Annotated in this window: 9 protein-coding genes; 4 read left to right on the top strand and 5 right to left on the bottom strand. The window is 39.2% G+C overall.

The window, feature by feature from the left end; all coding sequences use genetic code 11:
- Position 1 precedes the first annotated feature (1 nt).
- The 4 genes from yaaA to BVH02_RS06410 all read left to right on the top strand — a co-directional run bounded on the left by yaaA (position 2) and on the right by BVH02_RS06410 (position 8595).
- Positions 2-754, top strand: coding sequence for a peroxide stress protein YaaA (gene yaaA, locus BVH02_RS06425; protein ID WP_086500340.1), 753 nt, complete (start codon positions 2-4; stop codon positions 752-754).
- 126 nt (positions 755-880) lie between these two features.
- A complete protein-coding gene (locus BVH02_RS06420; protein WP_158093860.1) occupies positions 881-4378 on the top strand; it encodes a gliding motility-associated C-terminal domain-containing protein in 3498 nt (1165 codons plus the stop codon).
- A 116-nt stretch (positions 4379-4494) separates the two neighbouring features.
- The gene (locus tag BVH02_RS06415) at positions 4495-7245 is read left to right on the top strand and encodes a hypothetical protein (protein WP_143244185.1); all 2751 of its coding nucleotides are present in this window, start codon (positions 4495-4497) and stop codon (positions 7243-7245) included.
- A 114-nt stretch (positions 7246-7359) separates the two neighbouring features.
- Positions 7360-8595 (top strand): MFS transporter, encoded by a 1236-nt coding sequence (locus BVH02_RS06410; RefSeq protein ID WP_086500333.1) that lies wholly within the window; start codon positions 7360-7362, stop codon positions 8593-8595.
- Positions 8596-8693: 98 nt separating this feature from the next.
- Here the strand turns inward: BVH02_RS06410 and cysM are convergent, their stop codons facing one another.
- The 5 genes from cysM to eno form a co-directional block, all read right to left on the bottom strand.
- A complete protein-coding gene (gene cysM, locus BVH02_RS06405) occupies positions 8694-9569 on the bottom strand; it encodes a cysteine synthase CysM (protein ID WP_086500331.1) in 876 nt (291 codons plus the stop codon).
- The gene (locus BVH02_RS06400; RefSeq protein WP_086500329.1) at positions 9556-10401 is read right to left on the bottom strand and encodes a serine O-acetyltransferase; all 846 of its coding nucleotides are present in this window, start codon (positions 10399-10401) and stop codon (positions 9556-9558) included. Before BVH02_RS06400 ends, cysM begins: the two co-directional genes overlap by 14 nt.
- A 19-nt stretch (positions 10402-10420) precedes the next feature.
- Positions 10421-10972, bottom strand: coding sequence for a hypothetical protein (locus BVH02_RS06395; protein ID WP_086500327.1), 552 nt, complete (start codon positions 10970-10972; stop codon positions 10421-10423).
- A complete protein-coding gene (locus BVH02_RS06390) occupies positions 10953-11240 on the bottom strand; it encodes an FtsB family cell division protein (RefSeq protein ID WP_086500325.1) in 288 nt (95 codons plus the stop codon). Before BVH02_RS06390 ends, BVH02_RS06395 begins: the two co-directional genes overlap by 20 nt.
- A 103-nt stretch (positions 11241-11343) precedes the next feature.
- Positions 11344-12624, bottom strand: a complete 1281-nt coding sequence (eno, locus tag BVH02_RS06385; RefSeq protein ID WP_086500323.1) for a phosphopyruvate hydratase — start codon at positions 12622-12624, stop codon at positions 11344-11346.
- Between the last annotated feature and the right edge of the window lie 20 nt (positions 12625-12644).

Genomic DNA, 12644 nt, shown 5'->3' with positions numbered 1-12644 from the left:
CATGCTCATCCTCATTTCTCCAGCTAAAACGCTGGATTACAGCACTCCAAATTACAATGCATCTACTCAGCCCGATTTCAAGACTGACACGTTATCTTTAGTTAGGCTTATGAAAAAGAAGTCTGCCAAAGAAATAGGCGAATTGATGCATATCTCTGATAATTTGGCGGAACTGAATGATCAGCGATTCAAAACCTTCCATAAGGATTTTACATCAGAAAATTCTAAGCAAGCACTATTGGCTTTCAAGGGTGACGTCTACACCAAAATTGATGTAGACAATTATGGTAAAGAGGATTTTGAGTTCGCACAGATTCATCTAAGAATCCTCTCAGGTTTGTATGGCCTACTAAAGCCTTTAGATTTGATACAGCCTTATCGTTTAGAAATGGGGATTCGACTGGAGAATAAAAAAGGTAAAAATCTATACGAATTTTGGGACAAAAAAATCACAAGAGCCATCAATGAAGCTGCCCAAGGCCAAACGGTGGTTAATCTGGCTTCTCAAGAATACTTCAAATCTGTTCATTTAAAGACTTTAAAAAGCCCTTTGATCACTATTGAGTTCAAAGAATATAAGGAGGATAGCTACAAAATTATCGGATTCTTTGCGAAGCAAGCAAGAGGAATGATGAGTAATTTCGCGATTAAGAACAGAGTCACCGATCCTGAAATGTTAAAAACTTTCAATGAGGGCGGATATGAATATTCTGAAAAGATGAGTGAAGAAAACAATTGGATTTTTGTAAGATAAGAGGCTTATTAGTGCAAACTTGTTACTTCTATCCTATTTAATTTTTTGGTGGTCGGTTAAATTGGTAGATTGCCCTACTATCTGTACTTCAGATCATAAAAAATGCTGTTAAATCACAACTCACCCGTGAAGAGTGTAAAACGTTTCCCTATATTCATTGCTATAGGCTTAGTATTTCTATTGTTTTTTTCTGGTGGAAAAATCTTTTCCAAGACGGCTAAAACTAATTTACCCACCCTTAATTCCAACGCCTTAATTTCACCAAACCTTATAGGCCCTGAATTCCTTTGTTTTTCATATGGGGGAAAAAGTGTAATAGGTGTATTTTCTGGAGAAGGAGAGCCGGATCTGGATGTTTATACTTGGAAAATATTTGCACCAGACGGAAGCCTGATATCTACATTCACAGGAGGGGGATTACTCCAAAATATTAATTATACATTTTCCTTACCGGGCGTTCACAAAGTTGAGTTGGAGGTAAAACGAGGAGTGATGGTTTTCCCTGCTCAAATATTAAATGTAAGAGTTCAAGATAGACCACAGACTACCTTAAATCCAAGATATTCACTCTGTGGTGATGATCCATTAGTACTTGAGGCTATCTCGTCCAGCACACCTTTCTTTTCTGATTATGTAATAGAATGGAAAAATCAGGCAGGGGTGGTGATAGGCTCCCAAAACAAAATAGAGATTAGCCAGCCAGGAAATTATTCTGCTACTATTGTCATCACAAGCTCTAATGGGATTCAAGAGTGTTCAACAGTACTAACAACTCAAGTCGATGATTCTAACAACGTAATTCTTAAATCAAACAGAAATTCACTTTGTTCTGATCAATCAATTCAATTCGAGACCAATCCTTCTTCCAATGGAAAATGGTTTGTGAAAAAAGTTGGAAGCTCGAATGAAAAAGTATTGAACAATAATGCACCTGGAATTACAATTTCTCCTTCTAATCTTACTGATGGTTATGGAAGTTATGATGTGATTTATGAAGTAATTAATCCAGACGCAGTAAACTGTTTAGTTAGAAAATCTCAGATTATCACTTACAATCCTCAGCCAGATTTTATCCTATTAGAACCAATACCTTCAAGTGGTTGTGAAATAGCAGATGGGGGAATTGTGGTTCAAGCACTTACTGCCATCGATTACATCTACATAAAAGACTCAAAGATATCAACTCCTCCTTTGAGCCCAGGGCAAACGTATACCATAACAGGAGTAGCGTCTGGAGCCTATAACCTGATTTCGGTATTAGGAGAATGTATAAATACCTATGCCTCTGTTGTTCCATTAGGAAACCCTCCACCTGAGTTAGAATTTAACCTAGGTACTATTAATGGAGAAACCTGTACCACGGACGGAAGGTTAAACGGAGATTTTTTAATTGACCTCATCAATGGGCCAGTGGATGGAATTTATAGGGTCCTGGATGAAAAAGGCGGAACGATTTTGGGTGAAACTTTTACAAATAAATCTGAACTCTTAATTTCGGTCCCTGGAGGGAAATACGTTTTCGAACTTTATAATTTAGACAGTTGCTCCCTACCAAAAGAAGAGCTTATAGAAATTCCAGGTAAGTTTCTTGTTGATTACTCCATACCGGGAGATCTTTTAGTTTGTCAATCTTCTGAAATCACGCCACAATCAATCCATAATTTGGAATATGAACTGATCTCCCCATCAGGAAAATCAGATTTTAAAAATTCAAATGAGCCTTTTATCATCACAGAGCAGGGTGAACACAAAATAATAGGCAGAAATCCTGTTGATGATGATTTCTGCCCAGTATCAAAGCTTTTTGAGGTGACTTTAGTAAACCCTGTTGATTTCGATATTGTCTTAATCCAAGAGGATTGTCTTGGTAACAGAATCTATAAGGCAGATTTGATGGGGAAGGACACTACTTCTGTACTTTTCAAATGGTATAATGAAAAAGATGAAGTTGTGGGAACCAGTCAGTTTTTGAACCCCATCAGCACTGGTGAATTTAAGCTGGAAGTACAACCTTCAAATAGTTCTTCATGTCCCATCCCTCCAAAAAGCTTTTTAATTAGTGAGCCAATACTACGTATGGATGTATCTCTAAGTGCGACACAACTCTGCGAGGTGGGCCCTAAAGCAATCATTACCGCAGTCTTAGAATACCCTGACGAGGCCACAGATATTGAATGGAGAAGATTTGATGAAAATGGTGCTATTGAAGAACTTCCACAGTTCGATAACCAAACAGAAATAGAAGTTGATCAGGGAGGCACCTATGAATCAGCCGTGTATAGTATCAAACCTGAAATAGGTAAAAACTGTGATTTGGGCAGAAAATCAATAGTAATTCTTTTGAATACTGATCGCGTGGACTTTACCGTTCCATCGGAAATTTCATTTTGTGAAGAAACAAGCATTACACCAGAATTTGGCCAAGCCCTAGTTTTTGAGGTATTAGCTCCTGACGGCACAACAGCAACATTCAATAGTGGCTCGAGTTTCACTTTAAATCAATCTGGTGATTATGAAGTTTATGCATACGATACCAATCCGAATCCAACCTTATGCCCAGATATTCAAGTAATCCAAGCGACAAGAAATGAGAAGATAATCTTTGAACCAAAGTTTTTAAATCAATCTTGTATGGGAGAGATCACTTACACTGCTGAAATTGGAGCCATAGACCTTAATGACATTACTTTTCAATGGACTAATTCCGTAGGAGATATTGTAGGGACTGATCAGACTTTTACAACTCTGATCCCTGGAACCTATTACCTCAATGTTCAACCTGCGGGGGGTATGCCTTGCGAACAGACACCAATATCTTTTGAAGTTTTATCGCCTGTACTGGCAATTGACGTTGCTTTATTGGCTGATGCGCTTTGCCCAGGCTCTCCCTCGGCTGCGGTTCGAATAAATGCTGACTTAAGCGATGTCACTACTATAGAGTGGTGGTTTGCTTCACCTACAGGTGAACAATCACAATTGGTAGGGCTGCAAAACAAAAAAGAAATCTTGGTAATAAATGAAGGAACTTACGAAGCCCGCCTTTTTAACAAAACCTCTTGTCTACTTGGCTCTGATAAAGTTCTAATTCTCAGAAGTACGGACGACAATCGGCCTCAGGTGAATAAAAGCTATCAAATCTGCACAAAATACGATATTGGACCAACCATTAACCCCGGAAGTTTTGCTAGATATGAATGGTACTATGGAGATCAGCTATTATCAACAAATCCTGTGTACAAACCTGAGTTTTTGGGAAGTTACCAATTGACCGTATATAGTCAAGAAGGTTGTGCTTATCAGGTAGATTTTAGCGCAGAACAAGAATGTGATCTGAAGGTAATGTATCCAAATGCAGTGCAACCTGGAAATCCTACTAAGGAATTTTTGCTATATACAAATTACTTAATCGATGAAGTAAATCTGGCCATATTAAATAAGTGGGGACAAGTGGTTTTTGAATGCTCCCAAACCAATCTTATTTCAGAAGAATCCACCTGCGCTTGGAATGGCCTATATAATGGGAAAGCTATTCCAAACGGAAACTATGCAGTCCGCGTTAATTTCAAAAATCGTGAAAGAAACATTTCCAAGACAGAATTTGGCAGCATTCTTATCATTGAATAATATAGGTTGCAAGACCCAAAGTGGTTCATGACATTTTTTGAATTTGAATTAATAAGTCTAATATTTAATAATTCAGTGCAAACATAGTTTCCATTACATCCTCTATTTTAATTTCATTGAACCTTCAATACCAATTTCCTAGTGGTAAGATTGGGATGATTTTAGTTTGGATTATTTTTAGTCTGACTCCTTTGGCTACACTTGGGAGACAGGTTAAAAATCCACAAACACCTGAAACCACCTATTCGATAGATGCAATCCAAGATTTTACAGGTGATAAAAACCTATGCATTGTAATAGGTGGCGTAATAGGCACGTATACTGGTGGAGGATCCCTGGGTGATGTATATGAGTGGAAAATCACCAATTCAACCGGAGAGGAAGTACTCAACAAAAGTGGCGGCGACCAATTTGAGACAATTCAATTTTTATACTCTGCGGTTGGAGAATACGTAGTGACTTTAAAAATAAGAAGAGGTACAAACACTGATTTTTTTAGCGGAAATTTAACCGTAAAAGTTCAGAAAGGTCCTAATCTAATTCTGAAGTCGGATTATTTGCTTTGCGGTGATGATCCAGTCTTACTTACAGCCTTATCTCCTAACACCCCAAATCTTTCCGATTACACAATTACTTGGAAATCTCTAGATGAAGATGGAAATCAGGTGGTTATTGGAACAGGCAATGAATTCCTAACCTATTCAGCTGGATATCATTTTGTGGAACTATACCTCACCAATCCCGATGGCACAGAGGCTTGTTCTATACAGGGAACAACTTTTGTTGGCCCTCCAATTGATTTTCAAATAATTCAAAGTGCGGAGCAAATTTGTGAGGGGAATAGCATACTAATTGGTACCGACACGCCATTGACCGGTGAATGGTTCATTAAGAAAAGTACAGAGTTAATTAAAAAAAGTCTTGGAAATGCATTTGAAATCACGGTAGTATCAAGTGAACTTACCGGTCCTGGACTTTATGAAGTCTTTTTCAGCGCGGAGGACGAGGAATACCCTAACTGTTCTTCAGTAAGAAAAATCACATTTGAACTATTAGGTTCTCCTAATGTCGACATACAGGTATTAGTATCTCCAGACGATTGTATTTCAGATAATGGCAGCTTCCAAATAACTGTCAACACAGAGGTGGATTCAATTGAAATCCCAGAGCTTGGCATTGTTGAAAGTCCTTTATCATCAGGACAGGTTTTAACATATTCAAATCTAACATCAAAAGTCTACTCTGTAATAATTACCCAAAACAGTTGTAAAACAATCCAATTTGTACAGCTTGATTCTAGTAACGCTCCAGTCGGTTCTAATAATCCAAATCAGATTAAACCTGAAATAACGACTTTTCCTGAAACATGCACCGAAGATGGGGTAGCAAAAGGCAGAATCAAAGTGGACTTTGGGCAAGCAATTGGAGTTGGAGAATATAGATTACTATCAAGTACAAAAGGTCAAATTGAATCAGGAAATATTCCTACTAATGGCCTTTTGACGCTAGACGTGCCATTTGGGAAATATCTTCTCGAGCTGGTCATAGATGGATGCTCCTATCCCACTGAAACTTTCACTATTACCGATCAACCACATGTAAAGTACAGTATACCCGGAGATTTTCTCATTTGTGAAACTTTCGACTTTACTCCAGAAACTGAAGAAAATCTGCTCTTCACACTTACCTATCCAGATGGAAGAACTCAAGCGTTAAGCTCAGGGAACGCATTCACTATTACACAAGGAGGCAATTACATACTCAGCGGAGCGCCGGTCGAGGCCTCTTCCAGTTTATGTTCTCTAGTCGAAAAATTTAACGTATCCGTATTACAAACGTTCACCTTTGAGCCTATTAAAGAAGAAAGAGGATGTTTCGCACCAATTCTATTTGTGGCAAATATTAATGGCTTGCTGCCCGAAGAGACAAGGATACGGTGGATCAATTCAGGAGGCGAAATTGTAGGTCGTGGGGTTGAGTTTTATCCAGCAACAATAGGATTTTTCTCGTTGCTTGTTCAGCCATTATCCAGTGGATTTTGCGACGTACTTCCTGTCATATTTGAGGTAGTTCCTCCTGTAATTTCTGTTCCAGTAGACCTAGAAACTACCAAAATTTGTCCTGAACCCGGATCAGTGCTAGTAACATTGACTACAGATGAACTTGAGGTATTCCAAACAGAGTGGATTTACTTTGATCTAAATAATCAGCGTAAGGAATTGCCTGAATTTGGCGGCCAGTTTGAAATCACTGTATCTGAACCAGGAACTTATGAAGTTGTCGTCTACAATAAACTGCTCTGTGAGATTGGGAGAAATCTGATTTTAGTTGAAGAGAGCACTTTACTCACTCTTCCCGAACTAGTTGAGAGATATCCAATGTGCTCAAAGAAAAACAACTTATCACCAATTGATCCTGGAAATTTCGCAAAATACGAGTGGTTTTTCCAAAATAAATTAGTATCCACTGAACGTCTATATAAACCTGCCCAGATAGGGGAATATCAGTTGCTAGTAACCACAGAGGATGGTTGCGAATTCAGGGATAGCTTTACAGCCTATGATGTATGCGATTATAAGGTAGTCTATCCAAATGCAATGATTCTTGGCAATCCTGATCAGGACTTTAGAGTTTTGATGAGTGAAGAAATCACAGAAGCAGAATTATTTATTTTAAATCGGCAAGGAGAACTAATTTATCACGCAACTGCAAATGATATTAAAATGGAAGTGCCGGTTCTAAATTGGAATGGGAAAGCACACGGAAAAAATGTCCAAACGGGGAATTACGTGGTCGTAATTTTTCTTCGTAATCCGCTTTACGGCATCGAAGAAAAGTTAATTGGAACTCTACTCATATTGGATTGATGACGCAATTCAGAATAATATATTTTATTAGCGGGAAAGTTGAATGCAATATATTTCCTATTTTTCAGTCTTTACAATCGATCGTTCAAAACCCCAAATTCTAAAACCTATCAAATGAATCAAACCATCAACAAAAGTGCGCTTTTCAACGCAAGTTGTTTTGCCCTCATTACCACCGCCTTTACCTTCGCTATTCGTGCGGGAATTTTGCCACAACTAGGCGATACATTTGGACTCAGCGCTGAGCAGCTAGGTTTCATCAACTCCATGTGGTTTTTGGGATTTCCGATCTCAATGATTTTAGGAGGCATTTTTTATCATAAGGTAGGCCCTGCCAATATTATGCGAATCGCTTTTTTGACTCACACCTTAGGTATTTTACTGACTATTTTTGCAGATGGATATACCACACTTCTAATCTCCACACTATTTATAGGTTTTGGAAATGGTTGTACTGAAGCAGCCTGTAACCCTATGATTGCCGATATGTACACGGGAAATAAAATGAACAAAATGCTTAATCGCTTTCACATGTGGTTCCCTGGTGGCATAGTCTTAGGAAGTTTGATTTCAAAATTCATGACAGATCTCAATATGGGATGGGAAGCCCAGATTTGGATCATGATGATTCCTACTGTCATCTATGCAGTACTGTTCTTTGGAAAGACTTTTCCAAAACCATTGGTAGAAGGTGCTTCCTCACTTCAGGAAAACCTCAAAGCAATGTTCAGTCCTGTATTTATATTCCTTTTTATCGCCATGGCTTTCACTGCTATCTCTGAGTTTGGTCCACAGCAATGGGTAGGCTTGATCATGGGTTCAAGTGGAGCTAGTCCTATGTTAATTCTTGCATTAACTACAGGAGTGATGGCTACAGCACGTTTCTTTGCAGGCCCAGTTGTAGCCACTTTAGGTCAAACAGGAGTGTTGTTGGGAGGGGCTATTTTAGCTACTCTAGGAATCTACATGTTTAGTACGGTTACAGGACCGATGGCTTATGTCGCTGCGGTAGTATTTGCACTTGGTGTAGGTTATTTCTGGCCTGTGATGGTGGGTGCAGTAGCACAACGAGTTCCTTTGAGTGGAGCACTCGGAATGTCCATTATTGGTGGAGTTGGTATGTTTTCTACAGCCATTTTCCAGCCGATTATTGGCGGATGGATAGATGGATCAAATGCAGCAATGTCTGCAGCAGGCCTATCTGGTGCTGAACTTGAATTGGCAGCAGGTCAAGAAACTTTACAAAAAATCATGATATTCCCAATAATTCTAATAGTCCTTTTCACAATTTTCTTCTTCTGGCAGAAAAATTCCAAATCCACTAAAGAAGTCCCTGCAACGTCGTATTAATCATAAATTTAAAAAGCAGCCTTAGGGCTGCTTTTTTTATGTCATATATTTGAGTGGCTTTTGGACTATCACCTATGGTAATGAAAATGATTTTTTTGTCAACCAAATAGGTCAGAACTTAAATACCGATCTCCTCTATCACAGGTGATGCAAACGATCACTCCCTCTTTCAAGGTTTTGGATAGCTCTATTGCAGCATGCAATGCTCCTCCACTACTCATTCCTGCAAGTATGCCTTCTTCTCTGGCCATTCTGCGTGTCATCTCAGTGGCTTGTTGCTCACTGACGTCAATAACTTGATCTATTCTGCTTGGATCGAATATCTTAGGCAAGAACTCAGGTGACCATCTTCGGATCCCTGGAATACTTGACCCATCGGTTGGTTGAGTACCTACAATCTGAATAGCAGAGTTTCTTTCTTTCAAATATTTAGAAACTCCCATGATTGTACCAGTAGTGCCCATGGCTGACACAAAATGCGTAACTGCACCATCCGTAGCATCCCATATTTCTGGGCCGGTAGTTTTATAATGAGCTAGGTAGTTGTCGGGGTTGCCAAACTGGTCAAGCATGAAGTAGCCTTCTCTACTCATCTGCTCCGCGAGTGTTCTGGAGTACTCTATTGTCTTGGCTGCGGGAGTTAAAATAACTTTTGCACCATAAGCCTCCATTGAGATCACTCGCTCTCTGGTGGAATTGTCAGGCATGATCAGTGTCATGTCCAATCCTAGAACTTTAGCAACCATCGCCAAAGCAATGCCAGTATTGCCACTCGTCGCCTCCACCAGCTTATCGCCAGATTTGATTTCACCACGCTCTATGGCACTCCTAAGCATATTATAAGCTGCGCGATCTTTTACACTGCCTCCTGGATTTTGCCCTTCAAGCTTACAAAAAATCTTAACCTTCTCGTTTACAGAAATATGTCCCAGTTCTATCAATGGGGTATTTCCAATTAGTTCAAATAACTTCATCTTGATCGTTTTTGAAAACATACATATCAGTCACATCAGAACCTGCATGATACATTTGTGTTTGATAATAGACTTTACTTCCTGCAGCAACACTTTTAGTGAGCCAGACATTTCCACCGATTACACTACCTTTTCCGATTACTGTATTTCCGCCCAAAATGGTTGCTCCTGCATAAATTACCACGTCATTTTCTATGGTAGGATGTCTCTTAATATCCGCATCTGCTTTATCCACACTTAAGGCTCCAAGTGTAACTCCTTGATATACTTTCACGCGATCTCCGATGATAGTTGTTTCGCCTATCACAACGCCAGTTCCATGATCTATACAGAAGTACTGACCAATCGTAGCACCGGGATGAATGTCAATACCTGTGCGACTGTGCGCAAACTCGGTAATCATTCTTGGTATCAGATGAATTCCCTGCCCATGTAATGCATGCGCGAACCTATAGGCTGATATGGCATAGAACCCTGGGTAACTTCTTAGAATTTCTGTCCGAGACTTAGCTGCAGGATCACCTGCATACATAGCATCAACATCTTGATGAATCCAATCAAAAATTTGTTCTAAATTTTGAAAAAAAGCTTCTGCCAATTTCGAACCTACCCCACTATGCAAGTGCGGGTTCTTCTCTAAAATAATGGCTAGCTCAGCTTTCAATCGATCCAATGAAGCCTCTATCTGTGATTTACTATTGATTTTCTCAACTGTAAATTCTGGAAAAAGTAAGCCTAGCAAATCTTCAAAAAACCGCTGGATTACTTTTGGGGAAGGGCATTCAGTGCAATCTTGATGTGCTTTATGAAGTTTTGAAACAAAAGAATCCATGAAAATATGTTTGTTATATCTACAGCACAAAACCAACACGGATCACGTATGGTTCACCATAGGGAGAGCGAAGATTGTCATGAAGCACATTGTATAGAAATGTGAAATTAGCTCCTCCTCTACGTCCGAAAGGGGCAAAATACCCTCCACCGAGAAACAATGCATTTGACCAAATACGTTCAAACTCATTCGTGCCGAAAATATTATTGTCAAAATTTATGCTTTCAAATTCTGCATGAGCAAAAATATTTGGCAGAATATTGTAGCGAGAAAAGACTCTACCACCATAAGACGTAGACTCACCTTCATAGTAATAATTAGTCTTAAAGTATTGGTAGGTAATCCCTACACCTGAAGAAAACTTTGGAGTGATCATAACGCCAACAATAGGAGAAATTTCTATTAAGGTCGTTGATCCAAATTGCATCCCAAAATTACCTCCATAATACAAGCGATCTTTGAATGGAACGGAATCTTCAGCGTATATTTCTCTCTGCGCAAATGAGGAAGTTTGTGACAGGCCTAAAGCAAGTAAAAAAAAGAGCAGGTATTTACTTTTTAACAATGACATAGAGGTCTTCAGTGTTTTTTTTCATTAGGTACTTTTCACGCGCAAATTTCTCCAAGAGTTCTGGATTACTCATTAATTCCTCCCGTTCAACTTTGATTTTCTCTTTTCTCTCCAGATAAAATTCCTTTTGGTCTTGGAGTTGACCTAGCTTACTGCTCAGTTTCACTTGATTAACCACATTGTTAGAATCAATGAAAATCATCCAAAACAAGAAAAAGACAAATCCGAGAAAGTAGAAATTCTTAGTGTACTTAAGGTATTTGCTCATAATCCGATTGTATTTATGCTTCAAGGTACAAAAATGATGCAAAAAAAAGACAGCCCGCTGATGCGAGCTGTACCTTTTACATATAACTTTTATAAAGTTCTACTTAGAACTTACCGTTGAAAATAGCAGCATCACCTAATTGCTCTTCTATTCTAAGCAATTGATTGTACTTAGCCATACGATCAGATCTGGAAGCTGAACCTGTCTTGATTTGTCCACAGTTCAATGCAACAGCTAGATCAGCGATAGTTGAATCTTCAGTTTCACCAGATCTATGTGACATTACCGCTGTAAATCCTGCTTTGTGAGCAAGATTCACTGCATTAATCGTTTCTGTCAATGTTCCGATTTGGTTTACTTTGATCAGGATAGAATTTGCAGACTTCTCTTCGATTCCTCTTTTAAGGAACTTTACATTCGTTACGAAAAGATCATCACCTACCAACTGGATTTTATCACCGATTTTGGCAGTAAGCATAGCCCATCCTTGCCAATCTTCCTCAGCGAAACCATCTTCGATAGAGTCGATAGGATATTTCTCAGTAAGCTCAGTAAGGTAAGCAACTTGCTCTTCTCTACTTCTAATCACACCAGTAGCACCTTCGAATTTAGTGTAGTCGTATTTTCCATCTACAAAGAACTCAGATGCAGCACAATCCAATGCGATAGTAACATCATCGCCAGCTTTGTATCCAGCTTTTTCAATAGCATCTAAAATGCTTCCAAGGGCTTCTTCAGTTCCTCCAGAGAAATTAGGTGCAAATCCACCTTCATCACCTACTGCAGTGCTAAGACCTTTGTCATGAAGAATTTTCTTAAGGTTGTGGAAGATCTCCGTACCCATTCTCATAGCTTCTGAGAAAGTTGGAGCTCCAACTGGACGGATCATAAACTCTTGGAATGCGATAGGCGCATCGGAGTGAGAACCACCATTAATGATATTCATCATCGGCACAGGCAATGTGTTTGCATTTACACCACCGATATATCTATATAGAGGCTGGTTAGACTCCATCGCTGCAGCTTTTGCTACTGCCAAAGAAACACCTAGGATTGCATTTGCTCCTAAGTTTCCTTTATTTGGAGTACCATCAAGGTCGATCATAATCTGATCGATCATATTTTGTTCGAACACGTCAAAGCCAACAAGTTCAGAAGCGATGATGTCATTTACATTAGCAACAGCTTTCATAACACCTTTACCCATGTAGGCACCCTTGTCACCATCGCGAAGCTCTACTGCCTCGTTGATGCCTGTAGATGCGCCGCTAGGTACAGCTGCACGACCGAAAGCTCCATTTTCGGTGTAAACATCTACTTCTATAGTAGGATTTCCTCTTGAATCGAGGATTTGTCTTGCATGAATTGATTGAATCAAGGTCATAGTTTTAAAAGGTTTAAGGG

Origin of the sequence: Algoriphagus ratkowskyi (genome assembly GCF_002150505.1) — a bacterium.
In the GTDB taxonomy this organism is placed as follows: domain Bacteria; phylum Bacteroidota; class Bacteroidia; order Cytophagales; family Cyclobacteriaceae; genus Algoriphagus; species Algoriphagus ratkowskyi.
Note: the sequence above shows the minus strand (reverse complement) of the source record. Positions and strands in the feature narration are given on the sequence as shown.